Annotated in this window: 22 protein-coding genes and 5 tRNA genes; 19 read left to right on the top strand and 8 right to left on the bottom strand. The window is 69.3% G+C overall.

Annotation, left to right across the window (positions count from 1 at the left end):
• The coding region (locus FE633_RS45070) for a sensor histidine kinase (protein ID WP_138050951.1) at nt 1-2236 on the bottom strand (2236 nt) is incomplete at its 3' end.
• 593 nt (nt 2237-2829) lie between these two features.
• On the opposite strand from FE633_RS45070, the gene FE633_RS45065 reads away from it, so the two are divergent.
• The 9 genes from FE633_RS45065 to FE633_RS45025 all read left to right on the top strand — a co-directional run bounded on the left by FE633_RS45065 (nt 2830) and on the right by FE633_RS45025 (nt 6936).
• Nucleotides 2830-3027, top strand: a complete 198-nt coding sequence (locus FE633_RS45065) for a hypothetical protein (protein ID WP_138050950.1) — start codon at nt 2830-2832, stop codon at nt 3025-3027.
• A 161-nt stretch (nt 3028-3188) separates the two neighbouring features.
• Nucleotides 3189-3989: a fumarylacetoacetate hydrolase family protein gene (locus tag FE633_RS45060; protein WP_138050949.1), complete on the top strand. Its 801-nt coding sequence runs from the start codon at nt 3189-3191 to the stop codon at nt 3987-3989.
• Entirely contained in the window at nt 3982-5457 is a 1476-nt protein-coding gene (gene gltX, locus FE633_RS45055) for a glutamate--tRNA ligase (RefSeq protein WP_138050948.1), read from the top strand. The genes FE633_RS45060 and gltX overlap by 8 nt, the downstream gene beginning before the upstream one ends.
• Before the next feature lie 134 nt (nt 5458-5591).
• Nucleotides 5592-6353: an HAD family hydrolase gene (locus FE633_RS45050; protein WP_138050947.1), complete on the top strand. Its 762-nt coding sequence runs from the start codon at nt 5592-5594 to the stop codon at nt 6351-6353.
• An 89-nt stretch (nt 6354-6442) separates the two neighbouring features.
• A tRNA-Gln gene (locus tag FE633_RS45045) sits at nt 6443-6514 on the top strand.
• Between the two features lie 21 nt (nt 6515-6535).
• A tRNA-Glu gene (locus tag FE633_RS45040) sits at nt 6536-6608 on the top strand.
• Nucleotides 6609-6670: 62 nt separating this feature from the next.
• Nucleotides 6671-6743: transfer RNA gene (locus FE633_RS45035), tRNA-Glu, on the top strand.
• 20 nt (nt 6744-6763) lie between these two features.
• Nucleotides 6764-6835, top strand: a tRNA-Gln gene (locus FE633_RS45030).
• A 28-nt stretch (nt 6836-6863) separates the two neighbouring features.
• Nucleotides 6864-6936: transfer RNA gene (locus tag FE633_RS45025), tRNA-Glu, on the top strand.
• Nucleotides 6937-7020: 84 nt separating this feature from the next.
• Here the strand turns inward: FE633_RS45025 and FE633_RS45020 are convergent.
• Nucleotides 7021-7269 carry an SCO4226 family nickel-binding protein gene (locus tag FE633_RS45020; protein ID WP_138050946.1) on the bottom strand — a complete coding sequence of 83 codons (249 nt, stop codon included), beginning with the start codon at nt 7267-7269 and terminating at the stop codon, nt 7021-7023.
• Between the two features lie 155 nt (nt 7270-7424).
• The gene (ndgR, locus tag FE633_RS45010; protein WP_138050944.1) at nt 7425-8141 is read right to left on the bottom strand and encodes an IclR family transcriptional regulator NdgR; all 717 of its coding nucleotides are present in this window, start codon (nt 8139-8141) and stop codon (nt 7425-7427) included.
• Between the two features lie 189 nt (nt 8142-8330).
• On the opposite strand from ndgR, the gene leuC reads away from it, so the two are divergent.
• The 4 genes from leuC to FE633_RS44990 all read left to right on the top strand — a co-directional run bounded on the left by leuC (nt 8331) and on the right by FE633_RS44990 (nt 11628).
• The gene (gene leuC / locus FE633_RS45005; RefSeq protein ID WP_138050943.1) at nt 8331-9764 is read left to right on the top strand and encodes a 3-isopropylmalate dehydratase large subunit; all 1434 of its coding nucleotides are present in this window, start codon (nt 8331-8333) and stop codon (nt 9762-9764) included.
• A gap of 11 nt (nt 9765-9775) precedes the next feature.
• A complete protein-coding gene (leuD, locus tag FE633_RS45000) occupies nt 9776-10369 on the top strand; it encodes a 3-isopropylmalate dehydratase small subunit (RefSeq protein ID WP_119099596.1) in 594 nt (197 codons plus the stop codon).
• Nucleotides 10370-10636: 267 nt separating this feature from the next.
• Nucleotides 10637-10867, top strand: a complete 231-nt coding sequence (locus FE633_RS44995; protein ID WP_119099589.1) for an SCO5555 family protein — start codon at nt 10637-10639, stop codon at nt 10865-10867.
• Nucleotides 10868-11004: 137 nt separating this feature from the next.
• On the top strand, nt 11005-11628 hold the full coding sequence (locus FE633_RS44990) for an HU family DNA-binding protein (protein ID WP_138050942.1): 624 nt from the start codon (nt 11005-11007) through the stop codon (nt 11626-11628).
• A gap of 94 nt (nt 11629-11722) precedes the next feature.
• Here the strand turns inward: FE633_RS44990 and FE633_RS44985 are convergent, their stop codons facing one another.
• Entirely contained in the window at nt 11723-11926 is a 204-nt protein-coding gene (locus FE633_RS44985; RefSeq protein ID WP_138050941.1) for a hypothetical protein, read from the bottom strand.
• A 179-nt stretch (nt 11927-12105) separates the two neighbouring features.
• Complete coding sequence (gene cofC, locus FE633_RS44980; RefSeq protein ID WP_138050940.1) at nt 12106-12738, bottom strand: 2-phospho-L-lactate guanylyltransferase; 633 nt, start codon at nt 12736-12738, stop codon at nt 12106-12108.
• 200 nt (nt 12739-12938) lie between these two features.
• On the opposite strand from cofC, the gene FE633_RS44975 reads away from it, so the two are divergent.
• The 3 genes from FE633_RS44975 to FE633_RS44965 all read left to right on the top strand — a co-directional run bounded on the left by FE633_RS44975 (nt 12939) and on the right by FE633_RS44965 (nt 16031).
• Nucleotides 12939-13745 (top strand): lysophospholipid acyltransferase family protein, encoded by an 807-nt coding sequence (locus tag FE633_RS44975; protein WP_138050952.1) that lies wholly within the window; start codon nt 12939-12941, stop codon nt 13743-13745.
• A complete protein-coding gene (locus FE633_RS44970; RefSeq protein WP_138050939.1) occupies nt 13742-14761 on the top strand; it encodes an NAD(P)H-dependent glycerol-3-phosphate dehydrogenase in 1020 nt (339 codons plus the stop codon). Before FE633_RS44975 ends, FE633_RS44970 begins: the two co-directional genes overlap by 4 nt.
• Nucleotides 14762-14873: 112 nt before the next feature.
• Entirely contained in the window at nt 14874-16031 is a 1158-nt protein-coding gene (locus FE633_RS44965; RefSeq protein ID WP_138050938.1) for a D-alanine--D-alanine ligase family protein, read from the top strand.
• Nucleotides 16032-16095: 64 nt separating this feature from the next.
• Here the strand turns inward: FE633_RS44965 and FE633_RS44960 are convergent, their stop codons facing one another.
• Together FE633_RS44960 and FE633_RS44955 are read right to left on the bottom strand one after the other, a co-directional pair.
• A complete protein-coding gene (locus tag FE633_RS44960) occupies nt 16096-16596 on the bottom strand; it encodes a DUF3515 domain-containing protein (RefSeq protein WP_138050937.1) in 501 nt (166 codons plus the stop codon).
• Nucleotides 16597-16616: 20 nt separating this feature from the next.
• Nucleotides 16617-16850: an Lrp/AsnC family transcriptional regulator gene (locus FE633_RS44955; protein ID WP_138050936.1), complete on the bottom strand. Its 234-nt coding sequence runs from the start codon at nt 16848-16850 to the stop codon at nt 16617-16619.
• Between the two features lie 206 nt (nt 16851-17056).
• On the opposite strand from FE633_RS44955, the gene FE633_RS44950 reads away from it, so the two are divergent.
• Both FE633_RS44950 and thiD read left to right on the top strand, forming a co-directional pair.
• A complete protein-coding gene (locus FE633_RS44950) occupies nt 17057-18022 on the top strand; it encodes a thiamine-phosphate kinase (RefSeq protein ID WP_119099580.1) in 966 nt (321 codons plus the stop codon).
• Nucleotides 18019-18822, top strand: coding sequence for a bifunctional hydroxymethylpyrimidine kinase/phosphomethylpyrimidine kinase (gene thiD / locus FE633_RS44945; RefSeq protein ID WP_138050935.1), 804 nt, complete (start codon nt 18019-18021; stop codon nt 18820-18822). Before FE633_RS44950 ends, thiD begins: the two co-directional genes overlap by 4 nt.
• 154 nt (nt 18823-18976) lie before the next feature.
• Here thiD and rpmB read toward each other — a convergent pair whose 3' ends face one another.
• Nucleotides 18977-19162, bottom strand: coding sequence for a 50S ribosomal protein L28 (gene rpmB, locus FE633_RS44940; RefSeq protein WP_004924906.1), 186 nt, complete (start codon nt 19160-19162; stop codon nt 18977-18979).
• 246 nt (nt 19163-19408) lie between these two features.
• Here rpmB and FE633_RS44935 point away from each other — a divergent pair.
• Nucleotides 19409-19989: DAK2 domain-containing protein (locus FE633_RS44935; protein WP_138050934.1), on the top strand; the 581-nt coding region annotated here is incomplete at its 3' end.

Here is a 19989-nt window from a genome sequence, read left to right as displayed (position 1 = left end):
CACGGCGGGCCGCCGCGACACCGGCCGCGGCCTGCGCGGCGGCCGGACCGCCCGAGACCGCGCCCTGGCCCGGCTTGCCCGGGGCCTGCTTGCCGCCCTGGGCGACATCGACGGGGAGCATGACCAGCGCGGTCGTACCACCGGAGTCGGAGGGACGCAGCTGGATGCGGATGCCGTGGCGCTGCGAAAGGCGGCCGACCACGAACAGACCCATGCGGCGCGAGACCGAGACGTCCACGGTGGGCGGCGAGGCGAGTCGCTCGTTGATCGACGCGAGGTCCTCGGGAGACAGGCCGATACCGGTGTCGTGGATCTCGATCAGTACGCGGCCGTCGGGCAGCGCGTGACCGGTGACCTTGACCTTCGTCTGCGGTGAGGAGAACGACGTGGCGTTCTCCAGCAGCTCGGCGAGCAGGTGCACGAGGTCGTTGACGACCCGGCCGGCGACCTCGGTGGTCGGGACCGCGGCCAGCTCGATGCGCTCGTACTGCTCCACCTCGGAGGCGGCTGCACGAAGGACGTCGACGAGCGGGACGGGGCGGGTCCAGCGGCGGCCCGGCTCTTCACCGGCGAGAACGAGGAGGTTCTCGCCGTTACGGCGCATGCGGGTCGCGAGGTGGTCGAGCTTGAACAGCGAGGACAGCTGGTCCGGGTCGGCCTCGCGGGACTCCAGCTCGGAGATCAGCGACAGCTGGCGCTGGATCAGACCCTGGGAGCGGCGCGAGAGGTTGGTGAACATCGCGTTGACGTTGCCCCGCAGCAGGGCCTGCTCGGCGGCGAGGCGGACCGCCTCGCGGTGCACGTCGTCGAAGGCCGCGGCCACCTGGCCGATCTCGTCCTTGGAGTGCACACCGACCGACTGGACGGAGGTGTCGACGTCCTGCGGGTCGGACTCGGACAGCTGCTTGACGAGCTCGGGCAGCCGGTCCTGGGCGACCTTGGTCGCGGTGTCCTGGAGGCGGCGCAGCGAGCGGATCATGGACCGGGCCACCACGAAGGCGCCGACGAGCGAGACACCGAGCACGAGCAGGATCAGCGCACCGGAGATGATCGCTTCGCGCTCGGACTCGTTGCGCAGCTCACGGGCCTTCTGCTCCATCTGGTTGAGCAGCGTGAGCTCGATCTTGGACATTTCCTGGATCTTGGTCGAGTCGGCGTCGATCCAGTCCAGGTACGAGCGCTTGTCACGCAGCTGCAGGCCGTCCTGACGCTCGAGCACGCGCTCGGCGTAGGTGTCGGCGGCCTCGATGGTCGGGCTGCCGTCGTCGATGGGCTTCGTCAGCGCCTCGGCGTTGCCGTCGTAGATGCTGGCGAAGCTGGTGAGCTCGGACTCCTGGCTGTCCAGCGCCGAGGCCGCGTACTTGCGGTCGTTCTCCGAGAGCTCGCCGAACGTCTTGTCGGTCGCGGGCAGGGCCGCGGCGATGACGGCGCGCTGGATGGACGCGTACTCCTTGGCGGAGGAGAACGCCGCCAGGGCGCGGGTGCGCTGGATCATCTCCGGGTTGCTGGTCGCCTCGGCCATGTCCTGCGAGAGGCCGAGCAACTGGTCGATGAGCCGGTGGTACGCGTCGACCGTCTGGGTCGTGTTGTCCGTGTCCGTGTAGGCGTCGTCGCGGATGCTGCTGAGCTTGCCCAGCTCGGTCGCGATGGCGACGACATTGTCGCGGACGCCGTCGAGGTTCTTCTCGCCGGCCGCGGCGTCGATGTCGTGGGTGCCCTCCATGAAGGCGGCACGTGCGCGGTCCGTCTTCTCCCGTACGCCCTTGACGGTGAAGTCACTCGTCTTGGCACCGTTCGCGAGGGGACCGGCCGACTTGTCCCGCTCCTCCTGGAGCGCCGCGGCGAGCTCGGTCGCCTGCTTGGTCATGTCGGTCAGCAGCTTCATGTTGTCGAGCTGCTGGATGTCGTCCATGGAGTCGCTGATGCGCAGTGCGCCCAGCGAGGTCGCGGCCACCACGGGCAGCGCGAGCAGCGAGACCAGACGGGTCGAGATGCGCCAGTTGCGCAGCGCTATTCGGGAGCCGGGGCTGCTGGAACTCTTCGCCTTCGGCGCGGCAGGCGTACCGGCAGGAGCGCCGCCCGCCGTCACGCGGGGGCGCGAGCCGCGATCACCGCCATTGCCGGACTGTGCCGGTCCCGGGTTCTGGGCGTGCTGGGGCGAGGAGCCGCGGTCGGTCCCGCCCTGCGACTCCGGCTCCGCCGAAGCGCTGCCATCCCTCTTGAAACGTCCCTGCACTAGCGTCGCAACCTCTGGACCAGGCGTCCCTCCGCATGACGGTGGGACGGTGTCGGCGTCGTACAGGCGCAATGCGCCTTTGTCGGTCGTGGGTGACCGGCGCTGGCTCCCCCTTCCGCCGCCACTCGGCGGCGCGTTGCGCCCCCTGCGCGCCGGTTCTGTTCCGCGGCGGTTCGTGGAATTCCAGCACAGTGCAGGATCTCCAACAAGGCCCGCAGGTCATGCTGTGACCTCCGTGACAGGTTGTGAGGGCCGAGTTACGAGACGTGCACTGTGATCTCGTACATAACGGACGTATCCCATCGACCCGCTTGCGAGCGAGGCGTGCCCCAGTCACCGTGATCGGGAGCGGAATAAGGGCTTCAGTGGGGCAATGTCCGTTTCGGTGAGGCGCACCGACCGTCTGAATTGCCCCTTTTTGGCTGGCAGTTGGTGAGCAAACTCACACGGCGATCATGACCTCTTCACAACTTTCCAGGCGGATTGAATGTTTAGCCTGATGCTTTACAGAGACAGCTAATTCGACAACCCGCGCTCGCGTGACGGCTTCCGGCCGCGCTCCGCGCCCGTACCGACAGGGTCCGAAACCGCAGATGAAGACGACGATGATGCTCCGCAACACCGCCAATCCGCGACGCACCACGCTGGTCGACCTCGAGGACGCCGGCGAACTGCGGACGGAGCGGCAGCACGAGCAGCAGGAGCACGCCGTTGAGCTCCCCGCCCAGACCGCCAACCCCCGGCGCACCGTCCTCATGGACGTCCCGGTCGCGGCCGTCTCCGCGGAGTAGTCCCGGCCGTCTCCGCGGAGTAGCGGTCGGAGCGGCGGTCCACGACGCGGATCAAGCATCCCACGGTCCCCCGGGCGGAATCGCGCGAGGTCGCGCCCTCCTGCCGCGTTAGCCTGGAGCGTCAAAACTTCAGCCAGCTCAGTGAGGGGCGCAAGGATCCCGTGCGCATCGCCAGGTTCTCCATCGACGGCAACGTCGCGTTCGGCGCGGTCGAGGGCGAGGGCCCTCCTGGATCGACCGACGGGCTCGTCCTCGACATCATCAAGGGCATCCCGTTCGCGGACTTCGAACTCTCCGGTACGAAGGTCCCGCTGAGCAAGGTCCGGCTGCTGCCGCCGGTGCTGCCGAACAAGGTCGTGGCCTTCGGCCGCAACTACGCGGAGCACGCGAAGGAACTCGGCAACGAGGTGCCCGACGCCCCGTTCGCCTTCTTCAAGCCGTCCACCTCGGTGATCGGCCACGGCGACGAGATCGCCTACCCCTCCTTCTCGGAGGAGCTGCACCACGAGGCCGAGCTGGCCGTGGTCATCGGCCGTATGTGCCGCGAGGTCCCGCGCGAGCGGGTCAAAGACGTCATCTTCGGCTACACCTGCGCCAACGACGTCACCGCGCGCGACGTCCAGAGGCGCGAGAAGCAGTGGGCGAGGGCCAAGGGCTTCGACTCCTCCTGCCCGCTCGGCCCCTGGGTGGAGACCGGCCTGGACCTCGCCGCGATCGCCGAGGGCATCACGATCCAGTGCACGGTCAACGGCCGACAGCGACAGCTGGGCCGCACCAGCGAGATGATCCACCCCATCGAGGATCTGATCGTGAACATCACCGAGGCCATGACGCTGCTCCCCGGCGACGTGATCCTCACGGGCACCCCGGCAGGGGTCGGCCCGCTCGGCGTCGGCGACGAGGTCGCCGTCTCCATCGAAGGCATCGGCACTCTCACCAACAAGGTGATCAAGCGTGGCTAACGCGAACGTCCGCGTACGTTTCTGTCCCTCGCCGACCGGCAACCCCCATGTGGGGCTGGTCCGCACCGCCCTGTTCAACTGGGCGTTCGCCCGCCACCACGGCGGCACCCTGGTCTTCCGCATCGAGGACACCGACGCCGCCCGCGACTCCGAGGAGTCGTACGAGCAGCTCCTCGACTCGATGCGCTGGCTCGGCTTCGACTGGGACGAGGGCCCTGAGATCGGCGGCCCGCACGCTCCCTACCGCCAGTCGCAGCGCATGGACCTCTACAAGGACGTGGCGCGCAAGCTCCTGGACGGCGGCTACGCGTACTACTGCTACTGCTCGGCGACGGAACTCGACGCCCGCCGCGAGGCGGCCCGCGCGGCCGGCAAGCCCTCCGGCTACGACGGTCACTGCCGGGCGCTCACCGACGAGCAGATCGCCACGTACCGGACCGAGGACCGGGAGCCCATCGTCCGCTTCCGTATGCCCGACGAGGCGATCACCTTCACGGACCTGGTCCGCGGCGAGCTGACGTTCACCCCGGAGAACGTTCCGGACTACGGGATCGTACGAGCCAACGGGGCGCCCCTGTACACGCTGGTCAACCCGGTCGACGACGCCCTGATGGAGATCACGCACGTGCTGCGTGGCGAGGACCTGTTGTCGTCGACCCCGCGGCAGATCGCCCTCTACAAGGCGCTGATCGAGCTGGGCGTCGCGAAGTCCGTGCCCGCCTTCGGGCACCTGCCGTACGTGATGGGCGAGGGCAACAAGAAGCTCTCCAAGCGGGACCCGCAGTCCTCGCTGAACCTCTACAGGGAGCGCGGTTTCCTTCCGGAGGGCCTGCTCAACTACCTCTCCCTGCTGGGCTGGTCGCTCTCCGCGGACCAGGACGTCTTCTCGATCGACGAGATGGTCGCCGCCTTCGACATCAAGGACGTCGTCCCGAATCCGGCCCGCTTCGACCTGAAGAAGTGCGAGGCGATCAACGCCGACCACATCAGGCGGCTGGACGTGAAGGCGTTCGCCGAGGCCTGCGGGCCGTGGCTGAAGGCCCCGCACGCGCCGTGGGCGCCGGAGGACTTCGACCAGACCAAGTGGGAGGCGATCGCCCCGTACGCCCAGACCCGCCTGACGGTCCTGTCCGACATCACGCAGAACGTCGACTTCCTGTTCCTGAACGAGCCGGCCGAGGACGAGGCGTCCTGGAACAAGGCGATGAAGGAGGGCTCGGACGCGCTGCTGCGCACGGCCCGCGCGAAGCTGGAGACCGCGGACTGGACCAGCGCGGAGTCGCTGAAGAGCGCCGTCCTCGCGGCCGGCGAGGAGCACGGCCTCAAGCTCGGCAAGGCCCAGGCCCCGGTCCGCGTCGCCGTCACCGGCCGCACGGTTGGCCTCCCCCTGTTCGAGTCCCTGGAGGTCCTGGGCAGGGAGAAGACCCTCTCCCGCATCGACGCGGCCCTGGCGAAGCTGACCGCGTAGCGCGTAGCGCGGAGGGCGTAGTGCCTGGGGCGGAGCGCACAGCGCTCCGCCCCAGGCGTCGTTCTCGTCGATCAGGGCGGTCGATGTCTCGCGGTAGGCAGACGCGGTCACCGGACGGGCGCTACCTTCGGATCATGAGTATCCGAGCCGTGGTCTGGGACGTAGACGACACGATCTTCGATTACACGGCGGCGGACCGGGCCGGAATGCGGGAGCATCTCGTGGCCGAGGGGTTGCTCGACCGGTACGGGACGGTGGAGATGGCCCTCGTGCGGTGGCGGGAGGTCACCGAACTGCAGTGGGCCAGGTTCGCGGAGGGGGAGACCGACTTCGAGGGGCAGCGGCGGGACCGGGTGCGGGTCTTCCTGGGGGAGGAACTGACCGACGCGGAGGCCGACACGTGGTTCCGGCGGTACCTGGACCACTACGAGGCCGCTTGGGGGCTCTTCCCGGACGTGCTGCCCGCGCTCGACACCCTCGCCGCCAGCCACCGACACGCCGTGCTGTCCAACTCCAGCCTCCACGTCCAGGACCGCAAGCTCCGCGTCCTCGGCGTACGCGACCGCTTCGAGGCGGTCCTGTGCGCCGTCGAGCTCGGCGTCTCCAAGCCGGACGCGCAGGCCTTCCACGCGGCCTGCGACGCCCTGGAGCTGTCCCCGCACCAGGTCGCGTACGTCGGTGATCACCCGGAGATCGACGGACAGGGCGCGGCCGACGCCGGGCTCCTCTCGATCTGGATCGACCGCGCCGGCGCAGACGCGGACACGGAGGTGAACGGGGACGTGGACGCCGTCCCCGATCCGCCCGCCGGCCTGCGCCGTATCGCCTCGCTGGCCGAACTCCCCGCGCTCCTCCGGGCCGATACCCGTTTTGGAGCGCCGTCCACCTTCGGGTAATGTTCTTCCTGCGCCGCCGGAAGCGGGCCGAAAGGCCGGAGCCGGAGGCGCAAGCTAGAACAAAACCCCTGAGGGGGCTTGCGTTCCAGTGGCCTATGGTGTAATTGGCAGCACGACTGATTCTGGTTCAGTTAGTCTAGGTTCGAGTCCTGGTAGGCCAGCTCGCAGAGCTCATCTGCAAAGCCCCCGTTGTGTAGCGGCCTAGCACGCTGCCCTCTCAAGGCAGTAGCGCCGGTTCGAATCCGGTCGGGGGTACAGATCCTTCCCAGGGGGACAGTCCGGGTCGCACCCACTGACTCTCATGCAGGATCGCTAGGGCCCCCGTTGTGTAGCGGCCTAGCACGCCGCCCTCTCAAGGCGGTAGCGCCGGTTCGAATCCGGTCGGGGGTACGAGCTGGTCTCAACCGCATTGGTCTATGGTGTAATTGGCAGCACGACTGATTCTGGTTCAGTTAGTCTAGGTTCGAGTCCTGGTAGACCAGCTCGGATCTGCGGAAACGCAAGATCCTCGCCCCCGTTGTGTAGCGGCCTAGCACGCCGCCCTCTCAAGGCGGTAGCGCCGGTTCGAATCCGGTCGGGGGTACGTCATGCGAAGGGGCCCTCCTTACCAGGAGGGCCCCTTCGGCGTATGCGGAACCGCGCAGCGCATCTGTGCGCCGGGACGGCGTCAGGCCGTGAGTGGCACCGGGTGGATCTCGTCCGCCGGGTGGCCGGCGCGCTGGTGAATGCGTCGCACCGCCTCGGCCGAAGGCGCCTCCGACAGGCAGTAGACAACGCCGGACTCGGGATCTGCCCAGGCCTGCTTGAAGTGCACCTGCTCCTCGGCCTCGATGGCCAGGTCCGCGCGGTGGGATTCTCGCAGCTGGTCGCTGGTGATCCCCTTCATCCCGCGGTGAACGTCCATGAACTCAGCCATGATCATGCACCTCCTGATCGCCGGTACTTCCATGCTGCACCCTGCGGCGGAGGCCCACCTCATGAGCGACGTGGCGTCATTGGTCCGTCGCTCTGAGCGGTCGGGCTGGGCGGGAGCAGACCGGGGGAGGATCGGGGGAGGCACGGGCCGAGCGGTCAGCTGGAGCGGCGCAGGGCTTCGGACAGCCGCGTGGCGGCGTCGATCACGGCCTGTGCGTGCATCCGGCCCGGGTGGCGCGTGAGGCGCTCGATCGGTCCGGAGACCGAGACGGCGGCCACCACGCGGTTCGACGGGCCGCGTACGGGGGCGGAGACCGACGCGACGCCCGGCTCGCGCTCGCCGATCGACTGGGCCCAGCCCCGGCGGCGTACGCCCGACAGTGCCGTCGCCGTGAAGCGGGCGCCCTGGAGGCCGCGGTGCAGCCGCTCCGGCTCCTCCCAGGCCATCAGGATCTGGGCCGAGGAGCCCGCCTTCATCGTGAGCGTCGAGCCCACCGGCACCGTGTCACGCAGACCGGACAGCCGCTCGGCCGCGGCGACACAGATGCGCATGTCTCCCTGGCGGCGGTAGAGCTGCGCGCTCTCGCCCGTGACGTCCCGCAGATGTGTGAGCACCGGACCCGCCGTGGCGAGCAGCCGGTCCTCACCCGCCGCCGCGGCGAGTTCGGCCAGGCGCGGGCCCAGAATGAAGCGGCCCTGCATGTCCCGCGCCACCATGCGGTGGTGCTCGAGTGCCACGGCGAGACGGTGTGCCGTGGGCCGTGCCAGTCCGGTCGCCGCGACCAGGCCCGCGAGGGTGGCCGGACCGGACTCCAGAGCGCTCAGGACAAGGGCTGCCTTGTCCAGAACGCCGACGCCACTACTGTTGTCCATGCAACGATACTCGCGTCTCACTCTGTGAAACGCAAGTTCAATTTTCCGTGGAACGCGCCACCCTGTACGTACAACGGCCCGCAGACCATCGGGCCCGGCGGCAGACGTCCGGTACGAGGGGGAACGGACGTGGCCATCCCGAAATCTCTAGTTGGGCCGGCGCCGGACAGGCCGGCCGGAGGGAAAGCGATGGGTAGGACACTCGCGGAGAAGGTCTGGGACGACCATGTCGTCCGGCGCGCGGAGGGCGAGCCCGACCTTCTCTTCATCGATCTGCACCTGCTGCACGAGGTGACGAGCCCGCAGGCCTTCGACGGCCTCCGCCAGGCGGGGCGCCCCGTGCGCCGCCTCGACCTCACCATCGCGACCGAGGACCACAACACCCCCACCCTCGACATCGACAAGCCCATCGCCGACCCGGTCTCGCGCGCCCAGCTGGAGACGCTGCGCAAGAACTGCGCCGACTTCGGCGTACGTCTGCACCCGCTCGGCGACGTCGAGCAGGGCGTCGTCCACGTCGTGGGGCCGCAGCTGGGCCTGACGCAGCCCGGTATGACCGTGGTCTGCGGCGACTCGCACACCTCCACGCACGGCGCCTTCGGCGCTCTGGCGTTCGGCATCGGCACCTCGCAGGTCGAGCATGTGCTGGCCACCCAGACGCTGCCGCTGGCCCGGCCGAAGACCATGGCGATCACGGTCGAGGGCGAACTGGCGGACGACGTCACGGCCAAGGACCTGATCCTCGCGATCATCGCGAAGATCGGCACCGGCGGCGGCCAGGGCTACATCCTGGAATACCGCGGCCCGGCCATCGAGAAGCTCTCGATGGAGGCCCGGATGACCATCTGCAACATGTCCATCGAGGCCGGTGCACGCGCGGGCATGATCGCGCCCGACGAGACCACCTTCGAGTACATCAAGGGCCGTGCCCACGCCCCGCAGGGTGAGGACTGGGACGCCGCCGTCGCGTACTGGAAGACGCTGAGGACGGACGAGGACGCGGTCTTCGACGCCGAGGTCGTCATCGATGGAGCCACCCTCGCGCCGTTCGTCACCTGGGGCACCAACCCCGGTCAGGGCGCGCCGCTTTCGGCGTCCGTCCCCGATCCGGCTTCGTACGAGGACGCTTCGGAGCGCTTCGCCGCCGAAAAGGCCCTGGAATACATGGGGTTGACCGCCGGACAGCCGCTGCGCGACATCAAGGTGGACACCGTCTTCGTAGGTTCCTGCACCAACGGCCGTATCGAGGACCTGCGGGCCGCCGCGGCGATCGTCGAGGGCCGCAAAGTCGCCGACGGCGTACGGATGCTGGTCGTTCCCGGCTCCGCGCGCGTGGGGCTGCAGGCCGTGGAGGAGGGCCTGGACGTCGTCTTCAAGGAGGCCGGCGCCGAATGGCGGCACGCGGGCTGCTCGATGTGTCTGGGCATGAACCCCGACCAGCTGGCCCCCGGTGAGCGCTCCGCGTCCACCTCCAACCGCAACTTCGAAGGCAGGCAGGGCAAGGGCGGCCGTACGCACCTGGTCTCGCCGCAGGTCGCCGCCGCCACCGCCGTGCTCGGCCACCTGGCCTCGCCGGCCGATCTGTCCGACGCGCCTGCCGCCCGTACGCCCGCTGGAGTCTGAGAACCATGGCCATGGAAGCATTCACCACGCACACCGGACGGGCCGTCCCGCTGCGCCGCAGCAACGTCGACACCGACCAGATCATCCCCGCCCACTGGCTCAAGAAGGTCACCCGGGACGGTTTCGAGGACGGGCTGTTCGAGGCCTGGCGCAAGGACTCGTCCTTCATCCTCAATCAGCCCGAGCGGCAGGGGGCGACGGTCCTCGTCGCCGGTCCCGACTTCGGTACGGGCTCCTCGCGCGAGCACGCCGTGTGGGCGCTGCAGAACTTCGGCTTCAAGGCCGTCATCTCGTCCCGTTTCGCGGATATCTTCCGCGGCAACTCGCTCAAGAACGGCCTGCTCACGGTGGTTCTGGAGCAGAAGATCGTGGACGCGCTGTGGGAGCTCACCGAGAAGGACGCGCAGGCTGAGGTCACTGTTGACCTTGAGGCCCGTGAGGTGCGCGCCGAGGGCATCACCGCCTCCTTCGAGCTCGACGAGAACTCCCGCTGGCGGCTGCTGAACGGCCTCGACGACATCAGCATCACGCTGCAGAACGAGCCGGACATCGCCGCGTACGAGTCCACGCGGCCCGTCTTCAAGCCGCGGACCCTTCAGACCTGAACGGCCCGAGCCACGCAAGGCTGATTCCAGCCATCGCAACAGGCCTCAGTACCCCCAATCGTGGACGGTTGGGGGTACTTCTGTGTGCGCCTCCGGACGGTCTGATCGCGTCTCCACAATTGGCTTCAACTGGCCTTGTTTCAAGGGGGTTTGTTGGGGTAGTCGAGCCTTGTCACAGTCCTGTGAGGAGGTGTGCGAGAGGCGCCTGGGAGGTGGTAGTTACCCCCTGCGCAGGCGACAACTCGCCCCAGATGGCACAATCTGTGCATGGAACACGACGGCCAACTCGCGCTCTATACGGCAGTCGCGTCCCAACTCAAGGAAGCGCACGCAAGGGTGCGCGCACTGCAAGTCCCGGAGGGCGTACGGATGGCGCTGACCCGGAAGCTGCTGGTCATTACGGCCGTGGCCAAGCACGATCTCGCCGATGCGACAAGGCGTCTGGAGCGGTTCACCGCGGACCTCGACGAGGGGCGATTCCCCGAAGAGGACCTCTGAGAACTCCGCGACAGTCCGAGTTCGTTGCGGCACAAGGGTGATTAGCCCGTTTCGTGTTTGATTTGCGGTATATATCTGCCTAACGTGCGAAAAAGCTTGAACGCATTCGTTCGGGCAATGTCTCCGAAGGGGAAGACGTGAACAAGGCGCAGCTCGTAGAAACGATTGCCGACAAGGTCGGCGGGCGTCAGCAGGCCGCGGACGCGGTTGACGCCGTACTGGACGCGATCGTCCGTGCAGTTGTCGGCGGGGAGAGGGTCTCGGTCACCGGCTTCGGATCCTTCGAGAAGGTGGACCGTCCGGCCCGTTACGCCCGCAACCCGCAGACCGGCGAACGTGTTCGGGTCAAGAAGACCTCCGTGCCGCGGTTCCGCGCGGGTCAGGGCTTCAAGGACCTGGTGAGCGGCTCGAAGAGGCTCCCCCGCGGTGGCGAGGTCGCCGTCAAGAAGGCGCCCAAGGGCAGCCTGACCGGCGGTGCTGCCGCCACGGTCAGGAAGGCCGCGGCCAAGAAGACGACGGCGAAGAAGGCGGCGGCGAAGAAGGCGCCCGCCAAGAAGGTCACCGCGAAGAAGGTCACCGCCAAGAAGACCACGGCGAAGAAGGCGCCCGCCAAGAAGACGACGGCGGCCGCCAAGAAGGCCGCGGCCAAGAAGACCACCACCAAGAAGGCGGCCGCCAAGAAGGCCCCCGCCAAGAAGGCCCCGGCCAAGAAGTCGACGGGGCGCAAGACCACCGCCAAGAAGACCGCCGCCCGCGGCTGAGCAGGGTCGCTGGGCAAGGGAATTCACGCGCCGGGCCGGGCTCCTTCCTGGGAGCCCGGCCCGCGGTGTGCTCAGCGGCGTTTTCCGCCCACGTTCAGAGGGTCTGCAGCGTCACCAGGGTGATGCGGCGCGCTTCGCCCTCGCCCTCCGTCTCGATCCGCACCCGCTGCCCCGGGCGCAGCAGCCTGAGCCCGCCCGCGTCGAACGCCGGGGCGTCGAAGGGCACCGGAGTGCCGTCGTCGAGCAGCACCTGCCCGCTACGGGTGTCGGGGTCGTATGTGTACGCGGTCGCCTGCATGGGAGGAAGCCTAGGGCCTGTGCGGATCACGCCGGGGGCCGCGGGGGCTGGCACGCATATCTGCGGCGTTGTCGTCAGTCGCCGACGCTCCGCCGCCGGACAGGCCCCAGGTCCTGCGGTCGAAGCCCGCCGCACAAGGTGCCGGAAGGCGTTTCCCGCGTTCGGCGCGACGTGCGTGCTCAAGCGGCCTTCAGAGCCGCGACCGCCGCGGCGGTGCGCGGGCCCACGCCGAGGGTGAGCGCCGCCCGCAGATCGTCGCCGGTGTCCACGTCCTGGCGTACGGAATCCACCGCGCCGAGAGTGATCTCCACGGCCCCCGATGCGCGGTGACGGATGCGGGAATCGGTGCCGAATGCGGGGAGCAATTCCCGGCCCGCGGCCGCGGCCAACAGAGTCGTGCCGGTTCCGGCGGCATCAGGGAGAAAAGCTCGGGGGAATGCGGCGGCCGCATCGAGGACGCGGGTCAATTCCAGGGGGCGCAGCGCGGGCAGATCGGCGTTCAGGGCCGCCAGAGGGCTTTCGGGGCTTCTGGTGCGTACGACCGACGCCGCGTGCGTCAGAGCGGCGTTCAGGCCGCCTGCCGGCTCGTCCGGCACGATCCGGGCGCCCAGCGCGGCCAGCTCGCGCCCGGCCAGCACATCGTCCGTGACGACCGCCACATCGCGGACCGCGGCGCAGGTGAGCGCGGCGGCCACGGTGTCCTGGGCGAAGGCGAGGGCGAGCCCGGGGCGCAGACCGTCGTCGGCGGTGTCCGAGAGCCTGCTCTTCGCCCGCGCCAGGGCTTTCAGGGGTATGACCAAGGTCCACTGCACGAGCGCTCCGTCCCTCCCTTGTCGCGCCCATTGTCACCTGGGGACGGTGACGGTGACTTCGCCGGGGGAGGGGGCCGGCTGCCTACGGCTCCCTGCGAACACGGCCGTGCGAGACGGGCGGGCGTACGGTGTCCTCGACAGACAGGCGGCCTGGCGCGACACTTGTGCGGCCCCCCAGGCCCTGGAAGGAAGGTGTCGGCGTGCCCCGCCGCAGAATCGGCTTCTGGTACCGCTTCGCAGCGGTCCTCTGCAAACCGCCGCTGGTGGTTCTGATCAAGCGGGACTGGCGCGGAATGGAGAACATTCCTGCTGAGGGTGGATTTATCACCGCGGTGAACCACAATTCCCATGTGGATCCGTTCGCGTACGCGCACTTTCAGTACAACACGGGCCGCGTTCCGCGATTCCTGGCCAAGAGCGGGCTTTTCAAGAAGGGCTTCGTGGGGGCCGCCATGCGCGGCACAGGGCAGATCCCCGTCTATCGCGAGAGCACGGACGCGCTGAGTGCCTACCGGGCCGCGATCGACGCCGTGGAGCGCGGGGAGTGCGTCGCGTTCTATCCCGAGGCCACCCTCACCCGTGACCCCGACCTGTGGCCGATGACGGGCAAGACCGGCGCCGCGCGCGTGGCGCTGCAGACCAAGTGCCCGGTGATTCCGGTCGCTCAGTGGGGCGCCAACCTGTTGCTGCCGCCGTACGCCAAGAAGCCCGATCTTCTTCCGCGAAAGACGCACCACGTCCTGGCGGGCCCGCCGGTCGACCTGTCGCGCTTCTACGACAAGGAGATGACACCGGACCTCCTGAAGGAGGCGACCGAGGTCATCATGGCCGCGATCACCGCGCAGCTGGAGGTGATCCGCGGCGAGAAGGCGCCGACGACGCCGTTCGACCCGCGGCAGGTGCGCATCGAGCAGCGGCGTAGGACGCGCGTGCAGGGCAAGACGGAACAGCATGCGGAACAGCACGTGCAACAGAAGGCAGAACAGGAAGAGGGGCACGGCAAGTGACGACATCCGGTGCGCCCGTCAAGGCGGCCGTCTTCGGGACCGGATCATGGGGCACGGCCTTCGGCATGGTGCTCGCCGACGCCGGGTGCGACGTGACCCTGTGGGGGCGGCGGGCCGAACTCGCCGAAGCGGTCAACTCCACGCATACGAACCCCGACTACCTGCCGGGCATCGAACTTCCCGAGAACCTGCGGGCCACCACGGACGCGGCCGAGGCGGCGCGTGACGCCGACTTCACGGTGCTCGCGGTTCCCTCGCAGACGCTGCGCGGGAACCTCGCCGAGTGGGCGCCGCTGCTCGCCCCCGGCACCGTCCTCGTATCCCTCATGAAGGGCGTCGAACTCGGCTCGGCCATGCGGATGAGCGAGGTCATCGGGGACGTCGCCAAGGTCGGCGCGGACCGCATCGCCGTGGTCACCGGACCCAATCTCGCACGGGAGATCGCCGCCCGCATGCCGGCCGCCGCCGTGGTCGCGTGCAGCGACGAGACGGTGGCCCAGCGCCTCCAGGCCGCCAGCCACACCCCGTACTTCCGCCCGTACACCAACACCGACGTGGTCGGCTGCGAACTCGGCGGTGCCGTCAAGAACGTGATCGGTCTCGCCGTCGGCATCGCGGACGGCATGGGGCTCGGCGACAACGCCAAGGGCTCGCTCATCACGCGCGGGTTGGCGGAGACCACCCGGCTCGGACTCGCCATGGGCGCCGACCCGCTGACGTTCTCCGGACTCGCGGGCCTGGGCGACCTCGTGGCCACCTGCTCCTCGCCGCTCTCGCGCAACCACACCTTCGGCACCAACCTCGGCAAGGGCATGACGCTGGAGGAGACCATCGCGGTCACCAAACAGACCGCCGAGGGAGTCAAGTCCTGTGAGTCCGTGCTGGATCTGGCCCGCCGCCACGGCGTCGACATGCCGATCACGGAGACGGTCGTCGGCATCGTCCACGAGGGCAAGCCGCCGGTCGTCGCCCTCAAGGAGCTGATGGCGCGCAGCGCCAAGCGGGAACGCCACTGACGCCGACGACGCCACTGATCACCCACGCTGTGCGACGGCCCCGGCGACACTGAGCAACCTCCGCCGCGGGGCGCTGACTCACCGCACTACCAACGGGTACTCTCAACGCGATATGAGCACCGAGAACCTCCCCCAGAGCCCTGAGCAGCCGCCTCGTAAGCCGCGTGTAGCCGTCGTGTTCGGCGGCCGCAGCTCCGAACACGGGATCTCCGTGGTCACCGCCGGGGCCGTCCTGCGTGCCATCGACCGTACGAAGTACGACGTGCTGCCGATCGGCATCACCCAGGACGGCCGTTGGGCGCTCACCGCCGACGAGCCGGAGCGGATGGCGATCGTCGACCGGCGGCCGCCGAACGTCGAGCAGCTCGCGGAATCGGACGAGGGCGGGGTGATCCTGCCGGTCGACCCGGCCAACCGCGAAGTCGTCTACAGCGAGCCCGGTTCCGTCCCGAAGGTGCTCGGAGAAGTCGACGTCGTCTTCCCCATGCTGCACGGCCCGTACGGCGAGGACGGCACCCTCCAGGGCCTCCTGGAGCTGTCCGGCGTCCCGTACGTCGGCTCGGGTGTGCTCGCCTCGGCGGTCGGCCAGGACAAGGAGTACATGAAGCGGGTCTTCACCTCCTTCGGGCTGCCCGTCGGCCCGTACATGGTGATCCGCCCCCGCGAGTGGCAGCTCGACGAGTCCGCGGCCCGCAAGAAGATCGTCGACTTCGCCGGCGAGCACGGATGGCCGCTCTTCGTGAAGCCCGCGCGCGCGGGTTCGTCGATCGGCATCACCAAGGTCGACGACCTGGGCGGCCTCGACGAGGCGATCGAGGCGGCCCAGCAGCACGACCCGAAGATCATCGTGGAGGCGCTGCTGCGCGGTCGCGAGATCGAGTGCGGAGTCCTGGAGTTCGACGACGGGCCGCGCGCCTCGGTCCCGGCCGAGATCCCGCCGGTGCAGTCGCACGCGTACTACGACTTCGAGGCGAAGTACATCGACTCGACGCCCGGCATCGTGCCCGCCCCGCTGACTCCGGAGCAGACCGACGAGGTGCGGCGGCTCGCGGTCGAGGCCTTCGAGGCCGCGTCCTGCGAAGGCCTGGTGCGCGCGGACTTCTTCCTGACCGAGGACGGGAACTTCGTGATCAACGAGATCAACACGATGCCCGGCTTCACGCCGATCTCCATGTACCCGCAGATGTGGGAGGCCAGCGGCATTCCCTACCCGGAGCTGGTGGACCGCCTGGTACAGGCGGCGCTGAGGCGGTCGACCGGGCTGCGGTAGTGCGTTCCGCTTGATGATCTAGGTGTGCTGCCAGCCGCGTCACCAACCTGTCCGGACAGCACACCTAGTCGGCGATCCCCTTGGGGATCGCCTTCTTGATGGCCGGTGCCAGGTCGACGAGCATGCCGGAGGTGTCCCGCCCTTCGGGCACCGTCACCTCGACGTACACGAGGCGCTGTGCGGTGGTGAAGCGGGTCGACCCCTCGTCCTGCTTCTCCATCAGCCAGCCGACGCCGTTCACGAAGCCGGGGATCGCCTTCGGGTCGGCGCCCTTGGCCACCTTCGGGTCGATCATCTTCGGGGGCCGTTCGACCCCGCAGCGCAGTATGATCGCCGGGCTTCCCCAGCCCGCGGTCAGTGTCGACCGGGGCTCGGGATCCTTCCGACCGAGGCCGTCCACCTTCTGCGGCAGCCGCTTGTCCAGGTTCTGGCACAGCTTCGTGACCTTCGCGTCCGGGCTGGGAACCACGGTCGAGGCGCTGTCGTCTGCTGAGGAGCAGCCCATGGCGGCGATCAGCAGGGCAAGGGCGGGAAGACCGAGAAGCCGGTGACGGAAGAAGCTCACCGGCCAAGGGTAGACGGGGGCTACAGGTGCACGACCGGGCAGGTAAGGGTACGCGTGATGCCGTCCACTTGCTGGACATTCGCGACCACCATGCGGCCGAGCTCATCCACAGTGTCAGCTTGGGCCCGCACGATGACGTCGTACGGTCCCGTCACGTCCTCGGCCTGGATGACCCCAGGGATCTTGCTGATCGTCTCGGCGACGGTCGACGCTTTGCCGACCTCCGTCTGGATCAGGATGTACGCCTGTACCACGGAACCTCCAGGGCGGCCACGAGGATCATGTGGGGAAAAGGAACGCCACGGTATCGCGTCGTTGCTCACTGCGGGGAGACCCGCGGAGGCCGGGGCTTGCGCGCCGGGGTGCACGTACGACACAAGTTGACGGTCGACACGACCGTATCCAGGTCAGTGACGGCTCGCGACCGCGCAGTGGCAGTAACAGAAGGAGAAGTACGACGATGAAGGGCACCGTGGGCGAGTTGGGGGAGTTCGGGCTCATCAAGGAGCTCACCTCACGGCTCACCACCACCCCGGCGGTACGCGTCGGGCCGGGGGACGACGCTGCCGTGGTGGCCGCCCCCGACCGCAGGGTCGTGGCGAGCACCGACATCCTCCTGGAGGGGCGGCACTTCCGCCGCGACTGGTCGACGGCGTACGACGTCGGGCGCAAGGCGGCCGCGCAGAACCTCGCGGACATCGCCGCCATGGGCGCCGTACCGACCGCGCTGCTGCTCGGCCTTGTGGTCCCGGCCGAACTCCCGGCCACCTGGCCCTCCGAGCTGATGGACGGCCTGCGCGACGAGTGCCAGGTGGCGGGCGCGGCCGTGGTCGGCGGCGATGTCGTACGCGGTGACACCATCACCGTGTCGATCACCGCGCTCGGCGATCTGCGCAACCACGAGCCGGTCACCCGCGCCGGGGCCCAGCCCGGCGACGTCGTCGCCGTGACGGGCTGGCTGGGCTGGTCCGCGGCCGGGCACGCGGTGCTGTCCCGCGGCTTCCGCTCGCCGCGCGCGTTCGTCGAGGCCCACCGGCGCCCCGAACCGCCGTACCACGCGGGTCCCGCGGCCGCCGGCCTCGGCGCTACCTCGATGACGGACGTCAGCGACGGGCTGATCGCCGACCTCGGGCACATCGCCGAGGCCAGCAAGGTGCGCATCGACATCCGCTCCGGTGCCGTCGACATCCCCTCCCAGATGAACGACATCGGGCAGGCGGTCGGCGTCGACCCGCTCCAGTGGGTGCTCACCGGCGGCGAGGACCACGCGATCGTCGCGACCTTCCCGTCGGACGTGAAGCTGCCCGCACGCTGGAAGGTGATCGGCGAAGTCCTCAACCCGTCGGCGCTGCCGCAGGTGACCGTCGACGGGGCGCCGTGGACCAGTAAGGGCGGCTGGGACCACTTCTCGGACATAGAGTCATGACGACGGGTGCTCCGCCACGCGTGCTGACGGTCGCCGGTTCCGACTCCGGCGGCGGGGCGGGGATCCAGGCCGACCTGAAGACGATGCTCGCGCTCGGTGTGCACGGCATGAGCGTGCTCACAGCCGTCACGGCCCAGAACTCGCTCGGCGTACAAGGCGCTTGGGAACTACCGGTAGAGGCCGTACGTGCCCAGTACCGCAGCGTCGTCGACGACATCGGCGTCCAGGCGGTCAAGACGGGCATGCTCGCCTCGGCCGAACTCGTCGAGGCCGTCGCCGAGTTGATCGGGGGCACGGACGCGCCCGCCGTCGTCGATCCGGTCGGTGTCTCCAAGCACGGAGACCCATTGCTGGCCGCGTCCGCGCTGGATTCCGTACGGACGAAGCTGCTGCCCGTCGCCACCGTGGCCACGCCGAACCTCGACGAGGTCGCCCAACTCACAGGCGTGCGCGTCGAGTCGGAGGACGAGATGCGGCGGGCCGCGGCGGCGGTGCTGTCGTACGGCCCGAAGTGGGCGCTCATCAAGGGCGGCCACCTCAGCGGTGAAGCCGTCGACCTGCTCACGGACGGCTCCGACGAACACTGGCTGCGCGCCGCCCGTCTCGACAACCGGCACACCCACGGCACGGGCTGCACCCTCGCGAGCGCGATCGCCTCACAGCTCGCGAAGGGGGAGGCCGTGCCGGAGGCGGTGGCCGCGGCCAAGGAGTACGTGACCGGGGCGATCGCCGAGGGGTTCGCGCTGGGGGACGGGATCGGGCCCGTGGATCATGGGTGGCGGTTCAGGGCGAGGGCGTGAGCGGCCGGCACGGGAGGTCGTGAAGCGGTCCAGGGCCGCGACGCCGGCCACATGAGCGGCCCTCGCGGCGGAAACGAGCACGGCAAAAAGCCGGCCCACCTGAGGTGGGCCGGCCTTGCAGCGGACCAAGCAGTGGCCGCGCGCTAGCGTTGCGTCAGCGCGAGACCTTGCCGGCCTTGATGCACGAGGTGCAAGCGTTCACGCGCTTCGGCGTCCCGCCCACCACGGTACGGACGCGCTGGATGTTCGGGTTCCAGCGACGGGGCGTACGGCGGTGCGAGTGCGAGATGTTGTTGCCGAAGCCCGGCCCCTTGCCGCAGACGTCGCAGTTGGCAGCCACGGGTCACTCCAAAGACTTCAGATGCTCTTACGGTTGATCCCGGCATGCCGGGATCAGGATCTACGATCTGAGTGGCGGTGCCAGGGGAAGGCCCGATGTGGATCGGGCAACCGGAGCAGCATACAACGACTGCTTCCGTACAACGAAACTACCATGGCTGGCCGGGGCCCTGCCCCGGGCCTCTTCCGGCGGAAACCTGACCTGGGTCTACGCTGCGTCCCACATTCGCTGATCAAGGAGGCGCAGGTGCCGCAGGTGCCGCACACACTGGATGCCCTCGCGGTGAGGGCCTGGTGCGGACTCGCGCTGGAGGCCCTCGGCCGGTCGCGCGAGGAGATCGACGCAATCAATGTGTATCCGGTCGCGGACGGGGACACCGGCACCAATCTGTACCTGACGGTGGAGGCGGCGGCCGTTGCGGTCGAGGCGGTCTTCGTGGCGCATGAGGCCGCCTCCGGAAGCGGGGAGGCCGGCCGGCCGGCGCTCGCCGACGCGGTCCACGCGATGGCGCACGGCGCGCTCATCGGAGCCCGGGGGAACTCCGGGACGATCCTCGCGCAGCTCCTGCGGGGCATGGCGCAGGTGCTTGCCGCCGCCGGCGAGACCGCCCACGCCGACGGGAAAGGCCTGCGGCTGGCCCTCCGGCAGGCGGCCGACTCGGCCCGGCAGGCGGTCGCGCACCCCGTCGAGGGGACGGTCCTCACCGTTGCCTCGGCCGCCGCCGACGCGGCCTCCGGGGCCGAGGGCGACTGCGGTGCCGTGGCGCGGGCGGCGTACGAGGGGGCGCGGGCGGCGCTCGCGGCCACTCCGGGGCAGCTGGCCGCCCT

This window comes from Streptomyces montanus (genome assembly GCF_005786655.1).
Lineage (GTDB): Bacteria > Actinomycetota > Actinomycetes > Streptomycetales > Streptomycetaceae > Streptomyces > Streptomyces sporangiiformans.
This window is presented reverse-complemented; position numbering and strand designations above follow the sequence as displayed.